General features: G+C 72.0%; 15 protein-coding genes. 9 read left to right on the forward strand and 6 right to left on the reverse strand.

Annotated elements, in window-relative coordinates; genetic code table 11:
- Positions 1–537 precede the first annotated feature (537 nt).
- From ACFY16_RS04605 to ACFY16_RS04615, 3 genes are all read left to right on the forward strand, one after another.
- Positions 538–1,236, forward strand: a complete 699-nt coding sequence (locus ACFY16_RS04605; protein WP_390645586.1) for a DUF2293 domain-containing protein — start codon at positions 538–540, stop codon at positions 1,234–1,236.
- A gap of 155 nt (positions 1,237–1,391) precedes the next feature.
- Entirely contained in the window at positions 1,392–1,871 is a 480-nt protein-coding gene (locus ACFY16_RS04610) for a DUF1772 domain-containing protein (protein WP_390645587.1), read from the forward strand.
- Positions 1,872–2,030: 159 nt separating this feature from the next.
- Positions 2,031–3,518, forward strand: coding sequence for a glutamate synthase subunit beta (locus ACFY16_RS04615; RefSeq protein WP_390645588.1), 1,488 nt, complete (start codon positions 2,031–2,033; stop codon positions 3,516–3,518).
- 78 nt (positions 3,519–3,596) lie between these two features.
- Here the strand turns inward: ACFY16_RS04615 and ACFY16_RS04620 are convergent, their stop codons facing one another.
- Positions 3,597–4,109, reverse strand: a complete 513-nt coding sequence (locus tag ACFY16_RS04620) for a carboxymuconolactone decarboxylase family protein (RefSeq protein WP_390645589.1) — start codon at positions 4,107–4,109, stop codon at positions 3,597–3,599.
- A gap of 47 nt (positions 4,110–4,156) precedes the next feature.
- Between ACFY16_RS04620 and ACFY16_RS04625 the strand changes: the two genes are divergently transcribed.
- A complete protein-coding gene (locus ACFY16_RS04625; RefSeq protein WP_390645590.1) occupies positions 4,157–5,584 on the forward strand; it encodes a PLP-dependent aminotransferase family protein in 1,428 nt (475 codons plus the stop codon).
- A 132-nt stretch (positions 5,585–5,716) separates the two neighbouring features.
- Here ACFY16_RS04625 and ACFY16_RS04630 read toward each other — a convergent pair whose 3' ends face one another.
- The 3 genes from ACFY16_RS04630 to ACFY16_RS04640 all read right to left on the reverse strand — a co-directional run bounded on the left by ACFY16_RS04630 (position 5,717) and on the right by ACFY16_RS04640 (position 7,796).
- Complete coding sequence (locus ACFY16_RS04630) at positions 5,717–6,532, reverse strand: SAM-dependent methyltransferase (RefSeq protein ID WP_390645591.1); 816 nt, start codon at positions 6,530–6,532, stop codon at positions 5,717–5,719.
- A gap of 127 nt (positions 6,533–6,659) precedes the next feature.
- Positions 6,660–6,935 (reverse strand): DUF397 domain-containing protein, encoded by a 276-nt coding sequence (locus ACFY16_RS04635; RefSeq protein WP_390645592.1) that lies wholly within the window; start codon positions 6,933–6,935, stop codon positions 6,660–6,662.
- Entirely contained in the window at positions 6,936–7,796 is an 861-nt protein-coding gene (locus ACFY16_RS04640; RefSeq protein WP_390645593.1) for a helix-turn-helix transcriptional regulator, read from the reverse strand. It abuts the gene before it with no gap.
- A gap of 281 nt (positions 7,797–8,077) precedes the next feature.
- On the opposite strand from ACFY16_RS04640, the gene ACFY16_RS04645 reads away from it, so the two are divergent.
- The 3 genes from ACFY16_RS04645 (at position 8,078) to ACFY16_RS04655 (ending at position 11,448) form a co-directional block, all read left to right on the forward strand.
- Positions 8,078–8,812, forward strand: a complete 735-nt coding sequence (locus ACFY16_RS04645; protein ID WP_390645594.1) for an ATP-binding protein — start codon at positions 8,078–8,080, stop codon at positions 8,810–8,812.
- A 32-nt stretch (positions 8,813–8,844) separates the two neighbouring features.
- The gene (locus ACFY16_RS04650; protein WP_390645595.1) at positions 8,845–9,246 is read left to right on the forward strand and encodes a hypothetical protein; all 402 of its coding nucleotides are present in this window, start codon (positions 8,845–8,847) and stop codon (positions 9,244–9,246) included.
- Positions 9,247–9,504: 258 nt separating this feature from the next.
- Positions 9,505–11,448, forward strand: a complete 1,944-nt coding sequence (locus tag ACFY16_RS04655) for an ABC transporter ATP-binding protein (protein WP_390645596.1) — start codon at positions 9,505–9,507, stop codon at positions 11,446–11,448.
- 21 nt (positions 11,449–11,469) lie between these two features.
- On the opposite strand, the gene ACFY16_RS04660 is transcribed toward ACFY16_RS04655, so the two are convergent.
- Together ACFY16_RS04660 and ACFY16_RS04665 are read right to left on the reverse strand one after the other, a co-directional pair.
- Positions 11,470–11,640 (reverse strand): hypothetical protein, encoded by a 171-nt coding sequence (locus ACFY16_RS04660; protein WP_351142327.1) that lies wholly within the window; start codon positions 11,638–11,640, stop codon positions 11,470–11,472.
- A gap of 281 nt (positions 11,641–11,921) precedes the next feature.
- Positions 11,922–13,865, reverse strand: coding sequence for an FUSC family protein (locus ACFY16_RS04665; RefSeq protein WP_390645597.1), 1,944 nt, complete (start codon positions 13,863–13,865; stop codon positions 11,922–11,924).
- 251 nt (positions 13,866–14,116) lie between these two features.
- Between ACFY16_RS04665 and ACFY16_RS04670 the strand changes: the two genes are divergently transcribed.
- Both ACFY16_RS04670 and ACFY16_RS04675 read left to right on the forward strand, forming a co-directional pair.
- Entirely contained in the window at positions 14,117–15,817 is a 1,701-nt protein-coding gene (locus ACFY16_RS04670) for a trypsin-like serine peptidase (protein ID WP_390645598.1), read from the forward strand.
- Between the two features lie 4 nt (positions 15,818–15,821).
- The gene (locus ACFY16_RS04675; protein WP_390645599.1) at positions 15,822–18,104 is read left to right on the forward strand and encodes a tetratricopeptide repeat protein; all 2,283 of its coding nucleotides are present in this window, start codon (positions 15,822–15,824) and stop codon (positions 18,102–18,104) included.
- Positions 18,105–18,124 lie beyond the last annotated feature (20 nt).

Here is an 18,124-nt window from a genome sequence, read left to right on the forward strand (position 1 = left end):
ACCCTGCGGCTGATCAGGCTCACTCCTACTCAGTCCCTGCTGGGCGGACTCGCCGGGACGGGCGTGGGGCGCGTCGTCGCCGTGGGACTGTTGGCGAACCTCCTCGGGGCGGACGGGCGGCCGGCGATGGATGATCCCGTGGCCTTTCCGCCGGAGATACGGCCCTTCGTGCTGGCGCACACGGCAGGGCTGGAGCGGTTGCGGAAGGAGCGCGACGGAGGCGTCGACTGGGTGATGCTCACGCCGGGCGGCGGACTGGAGCAGGACGCCCCGCGCACCAGGCGCTACCGCTTCGGGGGTGAGCGGATACCCGACGATGCGTCTGTCCAATCGCACTCGTCACACCTGTCACACCCGCTGTCACACCCGTCACACCCGCTGTCGCACCTGTCGTCCGCGGACGCCGTGGTGCGGTGCTCGACGAGATCGAGGTGCCGAGCCGGCACCGTACGCGGGTTTCGGTGTTCGCCGACGGGGGGCACGACCGGCGGACCCGGACCGGCGTAGAGCGGGCTCACCAGCGGGAAAGAACCCGGCATGGCGTTCTTCGCAACTCCCGCGCCCCGTACCGGACTCCTCGTCGTTCAGCCGCTCCGGAGGAAGCAGTGCGCCGGGTGTCGTCGCGGGCCGCTGCCGATGCTCGTCCTCGAGGACGGTGCGCCGCGCTGCCTCGACTGCGCCGACCTCGGCCATCTGGTCTTCCTGCCGCGCGGCGACACGGCACTGACCCGCAGGTCCCGCGAGGAGAGCGCGCTGTCGGCGGTGGTCGTGCGGTTCAATCGGCGCAAGGCCCGCTACGAGCGCCAGGGCGTCCTGGTCGAGGAGGCGGCGCTGGCCCGGGCCGAAGAGCGTTGTCTGGCGGACGCGGAGGCGCGGCGGCGGCGCCGGGTGCGGGACGCCCGGCGGCGGGCGGCCGAGGACGTGGCGTTCACGGACGCGTTCGCGGCGGAGATACGGCGGCTGCTCCCCGGCTGTCCAGCAGGCCGGGCGCGGGCGATCGCGGCGCACGCCTCGGTGCGCGGCAGTGGGCGGGTGGGGCGCAGTGCGGCCGGGCGGGCGCTCTCCGAAGGGGCGGTGGTCTCGGCGGTCGTGGCCTCCGTACGGCACCTGGACACGCCGTACGACCAGCTACTGATGGGCGGTGTGCCGCGACACGAGGCGCGGCGGCGGATCGCGGCGGACGTGGAGTCGGCACTGGAGGCGTGGCGAAGAGGCGGGCCCGGCTCCGCCAGGTGAGGGGCGGGCGGGCTGCACGGGTGGGCGGGCGGGACGCTCGCGCATGCCTCCGCGCTTTCCCCGACCATAGTCACTGTTCACGTACGCGATTTCACTTGTGGTGACGGAAGGTACCGGGCAAGATCTCGGCTCGACGGGTGGGAGCTGACGTAGACATGATCGATGGACCGTATGTGGTACTGGCGGCGCTGGGTGTCCTCGGCGCGGGGCTGATGGCCGTGGTCTTCTGTGCCTTCTCGGTGCTGGTCATGCGGGGGCTGAAGGCGCTGCCGCCGGCCCGGGGGGTCGCCGCCATGAACGCGATCAACTCCTCCGCCATGACACCCGCGTTCATGCTTGTGTTCCTCGGGGTGGCCGCGCTGTGCGCGGTGATCGCCGTGGTGACGTTCGTACTGTGGCCGGACGACGGGACGGTCGAGCTGCTGCTGGGCAGTGCGCTGTACCTGGCTGGTTCCTTCGGGGTGACGGTGGTCGCGAACGTGCCGCGCAACGAGCAGCTGATGAAGCTGGAGGCGGGCACTCCGGAAGCCGCCGCCTACTGGCCGGTGTACGTGCGCGAGTGGACGATGTGGAACCACGTCCGCATGGTCGCCTCGGCCGCCGCCGCGGTCGTGTACCTGCTGGCGCTCGTCTGAGAAGGCAGTGGTCGAAGCAGGCGCCGGATGGAGAGGGCGCCGGGCGGGGAAAGCGCTGTCGGCCGCTCTGCGTGTGCGGTCGAGGAGACGTATCGTGGCCGAAAGAGTGCCGCCCGAATGACGCACGGCCCGTCGCACGCGCAAGCAAGGAAGACGGCCATGGCCGATCCCAAGGGTTTCATGACCACGCCCCGCCAGAACTGGCCCCGCCGGCCGGTCGAGGAACGGGTCCGGGACTGGGACGAGGTGTACGTCCCCGGGGCGCTGCTGCCCATCATCAGCAAGCAGGCAGACCGCTGCATGGACTGCGGCATACCGTTCTGCCACGAAGCCTGTCCGCTCGGCAATCTGATCCCCGAGTGGAACGACCTGGTCTCCCGTGAGGACTGGCGGGCGGCGAGCGACCGGCTGCACGCGACGAACAACTTCCCCGAGTTCACGGGCCGGTTGTGTCCGGCACCGTGCGAGGCGGGGTGCGTGCTCGCGATCAATCAGCCCGCCGTCACCATCAAGAACGTCGAGTGTGCGATCGCCGACCGGTCCTGGGAGGAGGGCTTCGTGCCGCCCCGGCCGCCGGACCGGCTGTCCGGGCGGACGGTGGCGGTGATCGGCTCGGGCCCGACCGGGCTCGCCGCGGCCCAGCAGCTGACGCGGGCCGGACACACCGTCGCCGTGTACGAGAAGGACGACCGGCTCGGCGGACTGATGCGGTACGGCATCCCCGCGTTCAAGATGGAGAAGCATCATCTGGAGCGGCGGCTGGAGCAGATGCGGGCCGAGGGGACCAAGTTCCGTACGTCGACGGCGGTCGGGCGGGACGTCGAGGCCGCCGAGCTGCGGGCGCGGTACGACGCCGTGGTGATCGCCACGGGAGCCACCGCGTGGCGGGAACTGAACGTTCCGGGCCGCGAGTTGACCGGCATCCACCAGGCGATGGAGTACTTGCCGCTGGCCAACCGGGTGTGTGAGGGGGATCTGAAGGCGTCCCCGATGTCCGCCGCGGGCAAGCACGTCGTGATCGTCGGCGGCGGCGACACCGGAGCGGACTGTCTGGGGACCGCGGTGCGTGACGGAGCCGCGTCCGTCACGCAGTTGGACATCTACGCGCAGCCGGGCGCCGAGCGCGACGAGGACGCCGAGCCCTGGCCCACCTACCCGAAGGTCTACCGGCTGTCGGCCGCGCACGAGGAGGCCCGCGATCTGGAGACGGCACCGGCTGCGGACGCGGACGCGCGGCTGTTCGCGGCGTCCACGCTCCGCTTCACCGGCGACGGGAGCGGGCATGTACGGTCGCTGCATCTGGTCGAGGTGGACGCGCAGCGTCGGCCGGTGACCGGTTCCGGACGGATACTCCCCGCCGACTTCGTCCTGCTGGCCCTCGGCTTCTCCGGACCCGACCGGGAGGATGGGCTCGTCGACCAGCTGGGGCTGGGACTCGAGCCGCGCGGCACGATCACCCGGGACGGCGACTTCGCGACAAACGTCCCCGGGGTGTTCGCCGCCGGGGACGCGGCACGTGGACAGTCGCTCATCGTGTGGGCGATCGCGGAGGGGCGAGCGGTGGCCGCGGCCGTCGACCGTTATCTGACGGGCAGTTCCCAGCTTCCGGCCCCGATCGGGCCGTACGACAGGCCCATGGCCGTATGACTGACCCACTGCCGCCGTATGTATGACTGCCCCGCAGCTGTATGACGACCCCAGAGTCGTACGACGGGCCCGCGGCAGCTAGCGCCGCTCGTCCGTGCCCGCGACCTTCGCCGTCGACAGCGCCACTCGGTTCCACGTGTTGATCGCGAAGATCAGGGCCAGTAGGTGCGCCAGCTCCTGCTCGTCGAAGTGGGCGGCGGCCTGGGCGTAGACGTCGTCCGGGACGCCGGCGTCGGACACCAGGGTCACCGCCTCGGTCAGGGCGAGGGCCGCCTGTTCCTTCTCGGTGAAGAAGTGGCGGGCCTCTCGCCAGACGGCGACCATGTGCAGCCGGTCCTCGCTCTCACCGGCCTTGCGGGCGTCGTTGGTGTGCATGTGGAGGCAGTAGGCGCAGTGGTTGAGGTGCGAGGCGCGGATCTGGACGAGTTCGACGAGGGCCGGGTCGAGGGCGTCGCGAGCCGCTGCGTCGAAGCCGATGAGGGCGCGGAAGACCTTCGGGGCGGCCTTCGCGAAGTTGAGGCGGTTCATCGTGTTCGCGGTCGTGTTCGCGGTCATGTTCGTGTCCGAGTTCGTGTTCGAGTTCGTCGTCATGTCCATCAACCTACGGTCCGGAAAGACCTCTTGTAGGGTGCATTTCCATGGCAGAATCGTGGGTCAATTCGGCGGAGCGGATCGGCAGCGACCTGCATCTGGAGCTGTCGCTGTCCGAGCCTGGCGGTCGCCGGGCCACGCTCATCCGGGCGCTGCGCGACGCCGTGCGCAACGGCCGACTGGCTCCCGGCACCCGGCTGCCGCCGTACCGCTCGCTCGCCGCAGACCTCGGCGTCGCACGCAACACGGTGGCGGACGCGTACGCGGAGCTCGTCGCGGAGGGCTGGCTGACCGCCCGCCAGGGCTCGGGCACACGGGTCGCCCAACGGGCCGAGCCCCTGCGACACGCCGCACGCGTGCCCAAAAAGGCACCCCCACGCGCGCGTGGCCCACGGCACGATCTGCGGCAGGGCACCCCGGACGCGTCGTCCTTCCCGCGCGCGGCGTGGCTCGCCTCCTACCGGCGGGCCCTCCAGCAGGCGCCGGCCGAGGTGTTCGGGCCAGGCGATCCGGCCGGCCGTGTCGAGCTGCGGGAGGCCCTCACCGAGTACCTGGCACGCGCGCGTGGCGTACGCACGGAGCCGGGCCGGATCGTGATCTGCTCCGGCTTCGCACACGCCCTGCGGCTGCTGTTCGGGCAGGGCGCAGGAGGTGTACTGCGCGGCCCGCTGGCCGTAGAGGCGTACGGGCTGGGCTTCCACCGGGAACTGCTCGCCATGGCGGGGGTGCGGACCGTGCCCCTGTCCCTGGACGAACACGGGGCGCTCGTCGACGGGTTGGAGCGCGAGCGGGCCGCGCTGCTCACGCCCGCGCACCAGTTCCCGACCGGCGGTCCGCTGCACGCCGCGCGCCGGGCTGCGTTGATCGACTGGGCACGCACGCGTGACGGGGTGGTCATCGAGGACGACTACGACGGGGAGTTCCGCTACGACCGCAAGCCCGTCGGCGCCGTCCAGGGCCTCGACCCCGAGCGGGTGATCCACATCGGCTCGGTCAGCAAGAGCCTGTCGCCGGCACTGCGGCTGGGTTGGATGGTCCTGCCGGAGCGGTACGTCGGGGACGTACTGGCCGCCAAGGGCGTACGCGAGGCGTGGGCGAGCGTGCTGGACCAGCTGAGCTTCGCCGACTTCATCGTCTCGGGGTCGTACGACCGTCATGTGCGGCGTATGCGGCAGCGTTACCGGAGCCGCCGCAACCGACTCGTCGAAACGCTCGCCGCGCGGGCCCCGCACGTCGAGGCCACCGGGGTCGCGGCAGGTCTGCACGCGGTGCTCCGGCTGCCCCCGGGCACCGAGCGGTCCACGGTCAAGGCGGCCGTCTGGCAGGGCGTGGCGCTGGACGGCCTCGCCGCGTTCCGGCACCCGGAGACGGACATGGCGGCGCGGGACGGGCTGGTGGTGGGCTACGCGACGCCCTCGGACCACGCGTACGGGGCGGCACTCGACGCGCTGTGCGGGGTGCTGCCGCCACCGTGAAGCGCTGTGCCGGGTGCGTGCTGCGCTGCCGAGGCACTCTGCGGGGGTGCTGCCGCCACCGTGAAGCCGCGGCAGCCACCGAGTCCTTTACCGTGCCCCCACCGCCCCGGACGCCTTACCGCCCCGTACGCCTCACCTCTTGCGCCCCACCGCCCCGTACCCCGGAATGACCCCGTCGTCCTGCCCCGGGACCGGCTCGCCCAGTTCCGGGTGCCACTCGTGCACGATCGAGACTCCGGGCTCGACCAGGTCCAGACCGTCGTAGAAGCGGCTGAACTCGTCGCGGGAGCGGAGCGCCAGGGTGACGCCGGCCGCCCGGAGCTTCTCGGTCGCCGCCGCAGACTCCTCCGGTGTGAAGTCGGCGGTGGCATGGGTCATCATCAGGTAACTGCCGGAGGGAAGTTCGGACAGCAGCCGGTCGACCAGCTCGTGCGCACCGTCCTCGTCGGAGATGAAGTGCAGCAGCGCGACCAGGGACAGCGCGATCGGCCGGTCGAAGTCGAGGATCTTCCTGGCCCCCTCGACGATGCCGGCCGGGTCCCGCACGTCGGCCTGCAGGTACTCGGTCACGCCCTCGGGCGTGCTGCGCAGCAGGGCCGCCGCGTGGGCCAGCACGATCGGGTCGTTGTCGCAGTAGACGACGCGGGCGTCGGGCGCGACGCCCTGGGCGATCTGGTGCAGGTTCGGCTCGGTCGGGATGCCGGTGCCTATGTCCAGGAACTGCCGTACGCCGTTCTCGGCCAGCCAGCGCGTGGCGCGATGCATGAACGCGCGGTTGACCCGGGCCATCACCGGGACGCGCGGGTCGAGGGCGAGCATCTGCTTGCCCATCGCCTCGTCGACGGGGTAGTTGTCCTTGCCGCCGAGGTACCAGTCGTACATCCTCGCGGGATGCGGTCGGTCGGTGTCCATCTGGACGGCGCCGGTGGGGTGGTCCTGCCCAGTCATGCGGCACTCCGTAAGTGTCTGGCGCGGTGGGTGATCAAGTCGGAGCCAAGATAAGAAAGTTGTCGAGGAATCTGAGTCAGAAATCGGCTTAGCGAGGTCGAGCGACAGAACAATCAAGCCAGGTCGTTCAGGACAGCAGGAAGTCCGCCTCCCCCGCCTTCGCGCCTTCGATGAAGGCCGTCATCTCGTCGGACGTGTAGATCAGCGCCGGCCCGTCGGGGTCGGTGGACTGGCGGACGGCGATCCGGCCGTCCGCCAGCTTCATGGCCTCCAGGCAGTTGCCCCCGTTGCCGCCGCTCCACGGCTTGTGCCAACCCTCGCTGCCCAACTCCGCCGCGGGCATGCCGTTGTAGACCCGCTCGGTGCGGATCCGCTGCTTGGGCTGGGACTTGATGCGATCCATTCACAACTCCTTGCGGAGATCCCGGAGGATCTCCTTCGTGCGATGTGCGGTGGCGGCCTGCGCCGCCATGCGGTCCATGACCTCGAGGTGGGTCGCCACCTCGGCACGCGCGTCGAGGTAGACGGCGCCGGTCAGGTACTCGCTGTAGACCATGTCCTGAAGTTCGGGCACGGCGAATCGGAACAGCACGAAGGGGCCGTACGTGCCGGGATGCGGCCCGTTGGCGAACGGGGCGATCTGCAGCGTCACGTTGGGCAGCTTCGTGGCGTCGAGCAGCTTGTCGATCTGGGCTCGCATCACCTCCGCATCGCCGACCGGGCGGCGCAGCACGGTCTCGTCCATCACGACCCACAGCCGGGGTGCGTCCTGACGGGTGAGCAGTCCCTGGCGCTGCATGCGCAGTGCGACATGGCGCTCGATGTCGTCGGGGCTCGTCTGGCCGATGGCGCCCGATTTCAGGACCCCGCGCGCGTAGTCCTCGGTCTGGAGCAGTCCGGGCACGAAGTGGGGCTCGTACTGGCGGATGAGGCCGGCCGCGCCCTCCAGGCTGACGTGCATCGAGAACCAGCCGGGCAGGATGTCGTGGAACCGCTGCCACCAGCCGGGCTGGTTGGCCTCCTCGGCCAACTGGACGAACGCCTCGGCCTCGCCGTCGGAGACGCCGTAGGCCTTCAGGAGCAGTTGGAGGTACGGGATCTTGAGCGTGACCTCGGCCATCTCCATGCGGCGGACCGTGGCGGGGGCGACCCGAAGGATACGGGCGGCCTCCTCGCGCTTGAGTCCGGCGCGTTCCCGCAGGTCCAGCAGGCGCCTGCCGAGGACGACCTGCCCCACGGTCGGCGCGGACCGCGGTTCGCTCACGCTCCACCTCCACAAAGAGTTCTGACAGGCCGCCAGTCACCCAGAGCGCCGTCAGTCCGGCCAGTCCGGTCAGCCCGGATACGAAGGAACGGCAGAGGAATCCTGACAGCCCTACGGCGCCATTCGAAGACCCATTCGAAGATCTGGACGGATCTCCGGTGATCCCAACTGGCGCCGCTCGAAGTGCTGTTGCGAGCAGTGTGCCACGGCCTTCCACCGCGTCACACAGCACTCTGCATTTTTCAGAGTGACACTTGCCAAGTGTTCACGGCGGGGCGATAGTGGCAAGCGTGATTCCGTCCGCGCCCTTAGGAACAGACGCCGCCGCAGGCCGCCTCCTCGGTCTCGGCGCCGATGGGGGTCCCCCCGCTCAAGCCCGTTCGAGGGTGGCGGAGGGATCCGGCCCCGTCAGGGCCGCCACCGAACGCCGGTTCCGCTTCGAGCTGGCCGCACACCCGGGTTCGCCCGCGCAGGCCAGACGTCTGGCACGGGCCCGGCTGACCGGCTGGTCGGTGTGCGAGGACACCTGCGACACGGCGGCTCTGGTCATATCCGAGCTGGTCACCAACGCGATCGTGCACACCGCAAGCAGTCGCGTCGTCTGCGAGTTGCACGACGGCGACGACCGGGTGCGCATAGCCGTGCGCGACGAGGGCTGCGCGCCGGGTGAGCCCCACCCGTCCCCGCAGCGGCCCGAGGAGGAACACGGGCGGGGACTGCTCCTGATAGAAGCCCTGTGCCACTCCTGGGGCACCCAGGAGCACGGCCCCGGCCTGCTCGTCTGGGCGGAGCTCCCCCGCGACGCCGACATCCCACGCGACGCCGACACCCCACGCGACGCCGACGCCCCGCGCGACCTCGACGAGCCCCACAACGACCTGGGTTGGGGCGCCCGCCCGAAGCCCGGTCCGCCCGGCGGCCCGGGTGACGACGACGAGCCGCGGCAGGAGCGGCGCGGAACGGGGATCGCAGAGGTCCCCCCGCTCGAGCGAGGCCAAGACCGGGGCAGCGAGTGAGCGCCGCATCCGGCCCGGGCCAGGTGTTCACCATGGACACACTCGTACGGCTGCGGCGCGGTCCGCACACCCCGCCCGCTCCCCGCCGTCTCGCCGTCCCCGACGGCATGACCGTCCCGCTGGGCTGCGACGCGGTGGCGGTACCCGCGCACTTCGGACCTCTGGTGCTGCCCCGCCTGCCCCGCGTGGGATGCGTCTACGCCGACGGGACACACTGGTGGTGGATCGTCCCGTCCGACTCCGACTACGCCCTGGAGTGGCCCGCGCCCGCGCACTACGCCACCGGGGCGCTCGTCCCGGACTCCGCGCGCACCCCGGTTCTCATCCACCGACCGGACGACACAGTTCCGTACACGCCGCCGATCCCGCTCTATCTGACGCTGTGCCGGCTGACGGGAACCACGCCGACCTGGTCGCGCCCGATCAGCGCGTGACCCGGGGGACCGCCCCGGGAGGACCGTCTCCCTACGACGGGGACCGCCCCGGCAGGACTGCCCTCCCCACGACGGGGCTGCCCCTGGGAGGAATGTCTCCCGACGACCCCGCCGGCGCCGCCCCCCGCGTACGCCCGCGCGCTCCCGCTTCCCCGATGTGCGCCCTGCCCTGAAGCAGCACCTCCCGCAATAGTGGCCGTTCGTCATGGTGGCCGTTCGTCATCGTGGCCGTTCGTCCGCGATCGGGGGAGGTCGACGGTGGCAAAGCGGCGCGACGCGGGCAAACCCGAGGTGTCCGAGTCGGAGCGGCTGCTCTTCGGCGGTCCCCTCCGCTACGACATGGGCTGGAACCAGCACGCGGACGCCTTCCTCGAACTGAACTTCCGCGCCATGCTGACCCGTCTGCCCGCGTTGCTCACCTCCAGCTTCCGGCTGGCCCGGCAGGCCGACCGCGGCGCCGCGCGGGCCGTGCTGACCGCGGAGGCGGTCCAGGGCCTGGCGCAGGCGGTGAGCCTGCTCGCGGTCAACAGCGTGCTGGGCCGGCTGATGGGCACAGGCCCCCTCGAGGACCGGCTGCGCGGCGCCGTCCCCGCCCTGGCCGCCATGGCCACCGTCCTCCTGGTCGGGGCGCTGCTACGCGCCGCGTCGACATACGCCACCGGTCGGCTCGAGCCCAAGGTGGAGCGGGTGGCGACCGAGTTGTACCTGGAGCGGGCGGCGGCCGTGGAGCTGTCCGCGATCGAGGACCACGCCTTCCACAAGCTGCTGGACACCGCACAGTACGGCGCCTCCTCCGCCCGTCGGATGATCATGTACGGCACGCGCGTGGTGAACGCGATGATCTCGCTCGTCGCGGCGGCCGGCGTCCTGACCGTGCTGCACCCGGCGTTGCTCCCGCTGCTGGTGACGATGACCCTGCCGAGCGCGTGGAGCGCCCTGACCAACGCCCGGCGCCGCTACGAGTCCTTCCACATCTGGGTGCAGCACGCCCGCGCCGGACACCTCATCAGCGGTCTGCTCACCGAACCGGCGGCCGCGCCGGAGATCCGGGTGCACGGGGTCGGCCCGTTCCTGCTGCGCCACTTCCGGGCGATGTCGGAGACCGCGGAGGCGGAGCAGGCCCGGCTGGCCCGGCTCGCGGCCCGCACCGGCCTGATCGCGGCGGCCTGGACAGGGCTGGCGACGGTGGCGACGTACGCGACGCTCGGCGGTCTGCTGCTCACCGGCACGATGGCGCTGTCCGTGGCGGGCACGGCCGTGATCGCGATCCGCACCGGCTCCGCGAGCCTGGACACGCTGGTCCTGGAGGTGAACGCGCTGCACGAGGAGGCCTTGTTCGTGGGCGATCTGGAGCGCCTGTACGTCGAGGCGGCCGACCGTGCCATCCCGGCCGGGGGCACGCCGCTGCCGGAGGACCCGCGGGAGATCAGTTTCGAGAACGTCACGTTCAGCTATCCGGGAGACTCCGCCCGTCCCGCGCTCGACGACGTCAGCCTCACCTTCCCCCTCGGTCGGATCATCGCGCTCGTCGGCGAGAACGGCTCGGGCAAGACGACCCTGGTCAAGCTGCTCGCGGGGCTGTACAAGCCGGACCGGGGGCGGATCCTGTGGGACGGCGTCGACGCGGCGACCGCCGACCGGCGCCGGCTGGCCGAGCGGATCGCGATGGTGGCACAGGACTTCAAACGGTGGCCGTTCACGGCCCGGGTCAATGTCGCCGTCGGCCGCTCCTCGGCGCCCCTGACCGAGGAGCGGTTGACCGCGTCGATCAGCGAGGCCGGCGCGGAGGAGGTGGTCGCGGACCTGCCCCGGGGCCTGGACACCCTGCTGGCCCGGAACTTCAGCGGCGGGCACGAGCTGTCCGGCGGGCAGTGGCAGCGGCTCGGCATCGCGCGGGCCGCCTACCGGCGCGGGCGCATCCTGATCGTGGACGAACCGACTGCCGCCCTGGACGCCCGGGCCGAGCTGGAGGTCTTCGAGAAGATCCGGGCGCTGGCCGGCACCGGGCAGACGGTCGTCCTCATCACCCACCGGCTGGCGTCCGTGCGCCATGCCGACCTGGTGCACGTCCTCGACCAGGGCCGGCTGGTGGAGTCCGGTACGCCCGACGAACTCCTCACCAGCGGCGGGGTCTACGCGGAGCTGTACGCGCTCCAGGCCGAGCAGTTCACGACGAAGCTGCCCGCCCCGAAGGCGGGCTGAGTCGTCTTGCCCTGTCGCCGCTCACTCCGTGTCGCCGCCGCGGACGATCACCAGGAACGTGTCCGTCGCGAGGTCCATGACGACCTCGGCGGGCAGGCCCTCCTGACGCCGCGCGTGCGCGAACTCCTCCGCAGGCCACGAACCGCGCGGCCCACCCGCGGGAAAGCGCTCGAGCACTGTTCGCCCGTTCACCACCCTGCACCTCCAGAAAGCGTCGTTCTTTGTAGGAGTTAACGCCTTCTGGGGGTCGGACGCCTCGCTCAGTGACGGGACTGAGACGTAGTTGACACTCGTTCACCGCGCTGTGTGAGGATCCGGTAACTTTCCGAACCCATGGGCACCATCCATGTCAGTTCTCGTACTCATCCTGATAACGAACGTGTTCACTGAGCGCGGCCGAGGCGCGGGGGATGTGCCCGGTGGGCGGACGACACCCGGTGCGGTGCTGGTGCACACCGTGCCCGCACACCGCGCTACCCCGCGAGCGGAAGCTCCGGCAGTCGTAGCCCCACCCGCCTGCGCCTCTTCGCCAGGTCGTCCAGCAGCTCGGCGAGCCGCTCGGTGTGCCCGCGCGTGAGGCGGCCGGTGTCGTCGAGGTGCACGGCGCACGCCGTGGTCGTGTCGACGAGCCGTTCGAGGGTGGCGACGATCTCGTCGGTGCCCTCGGCGTGCCGCGCGAGCGCGGGAAGTTCGGCGGCGGCGAGGGCGATGGCGGTGCGGGCCTCGGCGAGCGTCCGGTAGGCCTCGCGGCGGAGGGTCCAGCGCAGGGCACGGGTGTCGGAGTCGGTCGCCTCGGCGTCGTATGCCCCGTATCCCCCGTGCCCACGCAGGACACGGCCGCCGTCGCTTCGCAGGCCCTGGCCGTCCGACTCCCGCAGGACATGCGCGAGGTACGCGTGCGCCGCCTCGCTCGCCGCCGCGAGCCGGGCCCGTACGCCCCCGCCGCGCTGCCCCGGCATCGGCACATGGCCGACGATCAGGACGATCGCGCAGGCCAGCAGGGTCTCGCCGATGCGGCCGACGGAGGCCTGTGGCTCGCCGCCGACCATGACGAGGGCCAGGACGAGCACGGTGACGACGGCGGTCTGGGCGGCGAAGTGCCGCGTGGCGACGGGAATCAGGGCACCGCTGACGGCCACGAGCGCGATGAGCCCTTCCGGCCGCGGCAGCACGGCGGCGAACCCGGCGAAGACGAGGGCGCCCAGGACCGTGCCGGCCGCACGGCACAGCACGCGTGAGGCGAGCGGCCCGAGGTCGGGCTTGACGAGGAAGACGGCGGTGGCGGGCAGCCAGTACCAGTGCTCGTGCGGCCCGTACCAGCGGGCGTGGTGCAGGGCCTGGGCGGCGGCCGCGCTGGCCCCGAAGCACAGCGCGACCCGCAGACCGTACTCCCGCCCGCCGGCCCCGAACACGGACCGGAGCAGGGTCCCGGCGGTGCGCCTGCGGATGTGCAGGTCGCGCCCCCTGCCCTGGTCGAAGGCGTCGGCGGCGTGCAACAGGGCGTCGTCGAGGGCGCGCAGGGCGGGCGCGGAACGGTGGGGCGCGGGCAGCGGCCCGGTGTACGTGTTGCCCCGTACCGCGGCGGCGAGCCGCCGGGGCCCCTCGGACACGCGGCCGGAGACGGCCTCGCCCGCCCAGGCGAGCGCGGTCGCGGCCTCGGCGAGCGGTAGCGCGGCGGCGTACTGCGCGTGCAGCCGCTGCTCGGCCGCGGAACTCGCGTACCGCCGCAGCCGGGGCCCGGCGAGGGCGTCCTGCGCGTGATCGAGCGCCGCGGTGAGCGCTGCGCGCCGGGCGGTGGCGTCGTCCGTCCCGACGGCTTCGAGCAGTACGGCGACGGCGTCGTACACGGCCGCCACGGCGTCCCGCTCCCCGTCGAACCGGAAGTCCCCGGCGATGGCACCGGGCGTGGGGAGAGCCAGTCGCAGCCCGAGCAGCCACCCGGCGCCCGCCAGGAAGGCGAGCGCCCGCTGCCATCCCGGCTCCGGCAGCGGCATCCCGGCCCCGATCGCGGACGCGACGAGCAACTGCGTTCCGGCCCCGGAGGCGACGGGCCCGACGGCACTGACGCTCCCGGCGACCAGCCCGACGAGGGTGAGGAGCACGGTCAGCACGACCGCCCCGACATGCTGCCCGGTGTACGTCCCGACGAGCAGCCCGGCCGCGCCCGCGGCCGCGGGCACCCCGATCCGCTTCACCGAGGCCCGCCGGCTGCCGGGCCGGTCGTTGATCCCGGCGAGCATGGCGCCGATCGCGGCGATCACTCCGAGGGACGTACGGCCGAGAAGAACGGCGGCGAGGAGCAGCGGCCCGGCGGCCAGCGCGCCACGCACGACCGCGCTCCAGGGAACCGGCCCGCGCTGGGCGCGGAGCGCATGGGCGAGCCAGGGCGGAAGGGGCGGAGCAGCGGGGCGGTACACGGGAGGCTCCTGTCGTCTGTGCGAGGGCGGGGGTGAGCCTTCGGGCGACGGCGGCCGGGCTTGGGGTGTGGTCTCCACGGTAGATCGTGTTCTTGGCGGGGATGGGACGGTCGTATTTCGGCGATGTGACGGTTGTCCGCAGTGGCGGTTTCTTCATGAACGCAACCCCGTGGTGCGCCGAGTGCGCCTCCGGACATGGTTCGCGCCGACAACTCGGGCTCATGAGGCGGAAGTTGCCATACCTTGGAAGGATGACGGCGCATCACCACAGGGAGAATCCGTGGCGGGTGAGGGTGGACGACGAGGGGGGAAGTCCCTGTGGTGCCGGTGTGCTTCTCGACGACATGCACGTGCTGACCTGCGCACACGTCGTCCGGGACGCCGGCGCGGAACCACGGGGAACCGCGTCCGGCGTGCTGATCAGGAGCGTGGCGTGCAGCCCGGAGTGGACGCGCGTCGCACGCGTGGCCCCGGACTCCTGGGTGCACGAGAACGGCACCCGGCGCGGTGACGTGGCGCTGCTCCGGCTCGACGAGCCGGCCGGCTGCGGGAACCGGACCAGGCTGTGGAAGGCACCTCTCTCCGGCGGCAAAGTGCGTGTGTACGGTTTCCCGCGGGCCGAACCGTACGGGATCAGCACGGAGGCCGTGCTGGTGGGCGCCGGCGGCCGTCAGGGCGAGTGGGGTCAGCTGCAGCGGGTGAACGCGGGCGATCCTTGGATCGAGAAGGGCTACTCGGGCGCCGGAGTGATGGCGCTGGGCGGCGCGTTCGACAGGCACGTCATCGGCATCGTGGTGGCGGATTACGTCGACGGTGAGGCCAGGGCGGCCTGGATGCTGCCGACCGAGACGATCCTGACCCATCTGCCGCAGATCAACGACTTCACCGGCGGCCACCGGTCCAACGAACTGGAGCCGTCCGGCGGCGGGTTGCCCAAGGACGTGCTGGACGACCCGCTCCGGCTCGCCATGACCCAGGAACTCACCCGGCTGCTCGAAGGCGGCTGGGCGGGTACCGCCGTCGTCGCCACCGACTCCTCGCTCAGGGCGGGCTCCTCGTGGCTGGTGCGTCTCGTGCGCACGGCCGACCCGGCGTCCCGGGCGACCGTCTCCGACGCCGAGCTCAGTGGGGCGCCCGGTGACACGGTCCTCGGGCTGGGCTCCATCGACGCGGCCTACGACGCCTGCGACAAATCCGTCGCCGAGGTGCGCGGCTATCTGGTCGGCCGGTTCGGGCTGCATGCCGGCAACGACCACGAGGCGGTGCTGGAACTGCTGCGTCGTAAGCCGTCCGCCTGTGTGGTGGTGGGCCGCGTCGACCGGGCCGCCGACCCGGACGCCCTCGTACGGGACCTGCTGAGGCCGCTGGCCCTCTCTGCCCGCGCGCGCGGCCTGCGACTCGTCCTGGGTTTCGAGAACCGGCCACCCGCCGAACTCCCCTACGACGTGTCCCTCGACCCGGCACCGCTCAGCGGAACCGCCTCCAGGAGCGTGAACGCGGCAGAGGTCCAGGCGGCCGTCGGGCAGCTCGCCGCCAAGGAGGGGAAGGCGGCCCGTCTGCAGAGCGAGTGGGGACTGAAGTTCTTCGGCGCGCCCCGGCTCCCGCCGCGTGCCGCGCCCCGCCTGCGGATCCGGCTGGCCGTCGCCCGCACCACGGAGCCGAACCCCGAACTCGCCACGGCCCACGCGGAGGCCGTCAGGGCCCGCCGCGAGGTCGAAGGGTTCGGCAACGCCCTGCAAGCGCTGATCGACACCTATGAGGACCTCCGCACGAGCCTGGAGCTGCACCGCGTACGCGCCGCACGGTACTTCGGCGAGGAGGACCGGCGGCTCGCCGAGCTGCACGCCCCCGCGGCCCGGGCGCTGCAGAGCGTACCGATCGACCTGACGGCCGCCCGCAAGCTGGTCAGGCGCTACATCGACGAGGTAAACCGCCGTATAGACGAAGGGTGACGCCGTGGAGCCGTGCAATCGCCCCGACTGCGCGGGCGAGATCGACCAGCAGGGTTTCTGCACCGCCTGCGACCGTGAGCCGCTGCCGCGCGAGCACAGCGTCGGTGCCGCGCAACGCGACGGCGCCGGCATCAGCGCCGGCGGGACGCCAAGGCCGGGTGCCGGCGCGACGCAAGGGCCGGGTGCCGACGCGTCGCAAGCGACGGACGCCGACGTGACGCAGGCCGCGGACGTGAGCCTCACGCGGAGCGATGGCACCGGTGTGGCACAGGGAACGAGCGCCGGTGTGGCACAGGGCGTGAGCGTCGGTGTCGCGCCGGTGCGCCCGGACCCCTGGTACGGCCTCGGCCTGGCCGACTCCGGTCACGTGCCCGAACCAGCGGAAGTACCGCTCCCACCGGCCGGTCCCGTCGCCGAGGAACACCGCTTCTGCGCGAATCCCGCCTGCGGGGAACCGGTCGGCCGCGGACGCGGCGGCGAGCCGGGCCGGATCACGGGCTTCTGCCCCCACTGCGGCACCCGTTTCGACTTCGCCCAGCCCCAGGGCCTGACCATCGCCGGACGCTACGACGTCCAGCGCGTTCTCGGCTCGGGAACGTTCGGGCAGGCGTACCTCGCCCACGACCGCAATCTCGAGACGCAGGTGGTCCTCAAACGCCTGAACCGGTCGGTGGCCGAGACGGCAGCGTATGAGCGGGACGTGCTGGTCGGGCTGCGGCACGACAGCATCGTGCGCATCCTGGGCTACGAGCCCCAGGGTCCGCATCTCGTCCTCGAGTACGTGCCGGGCGACCGGTTCTCGGCCCGGGAGGGCGACCGGCTCGAGACCCTCCTCGCGCACGGCCTCCGCATCCTCCAGGCGCTCGACTATCTGCACGCCAGGGGCCTCCTGCACTGCGACGTCAAGCCGTGGAACATCATCCGGTTCCGCGAGGAGGGCTCCGCCGGAGCGCTCGACCGGGTACGGCTCATCGACTTCGGCGCGGTGCGGTCCCGGAAGGCCCGGGGGCCGGTCGTCGCGTTCACCAAGGTCTACGCGCCCCCGGAGAACGATCCGGAGCACGCGCGACCCACCGGCGGCTTCGACCTGTTCGGGCTCGGCGTGACGCTGAGAGAGGTGTGCCGCACCCATCTGACGAAACCGGAGTTGCCCGGCGTCACATCGCTCGAACTGCTGCTGAAGCGCGCCACGGACACCGCGGCACCGGCACGGCGATTCGTTTCGGCACGGCAGTTCGGCGAGCAGCTCAGCGGGGTGATCCGGCAGATCGTGGCGGCGAAGCCGACCTGTCGGCAGGTGACGAGGCCATCGGCATTGTTCGGCTCGATGACCGAACCGCTGCACGGCGGCCTCGGGGCGGCACGGCCGCTCGGTCACTGGGTCCGGGCGACGCCGACCGGGGGCGCGCTGCTGACGATGCCCCCTGCCTTCTCCTCGCCGGTGCCCGAGGACATAGCGGCGGCCCTCCCGGCACCCCTGACCGACCCCGACGACCCGGACGTCGTCGCGGCGGCCGGGAACGCGCTGGCCGAGACCCGGCTCGCGCTGCGCAGAAGGGACGCGAAGGCGGCCGGGCGAGCACTCGAACGCGCGGACCTGCCTCGCTGGCACTGGCTGCACGCCTGGTACTCCGGTCTGCTCGCCCTGGCACACGAGGACGCCACGAGAGCCTCCGGCCACTTCACCGACGTACGCAGAGCGCTTCCGGGCGAGCTCATCCCGCTGCTCGCACTCGGCCTGTGTGCCGAGCTCGACGGTGACACCATGAGCGCCCGGACCCACTTCGACACGGTCTTCGAAACCACGCCCGCGCTCGGCGCCGCGGGCTTCGGCCTCGCCCGGATACACCTGCTGGCCGGTCGGCGCGCGCAAGCGGTGCAGACCGCCGAGCTGCTGGCCCAGGAGTTCCGCTACGAGCGCGAGGCGCGGATCGCGGTGGTGCGTCTGCTCGCCACGGCCCTCACCCGGCCGTCCCCTGCCGCGCCGACGGAGGACGACCTGGAGCGGGCCCGCACCGCGCTGGCCGGCCTGCATGTGGACGAGGCCGAGGCCGCCGCACTGCGCGCCGAGGTCCGGTACGCGGAGTTCCTGCTCACCCGCGACCGGCTGAGGCTGTCCGAAGCGGTGCGAGGACTCGGCGCCCACGCCCCCACAGAACGCGAGTACGTCGCACTGGTGGACCTGGCGAACCGGCTGCGTCCGGAGCTGGAGTGGAGATGGCATGTCCGGCGCAACCGAACCGGTCATAACCGTTTCGGACCAAAAGCCGGGACGCTAAGCTCCTGACGCGTTACGCAGGGGACACG

The organism is Streptomyces sp. NPDC001315, assembly GCF_042896175.1.
GTDB lineage: Bacteria > Actinomycetota > Actinomycetes > Streptomycetales > Streptomycetaceae > Streptomyces.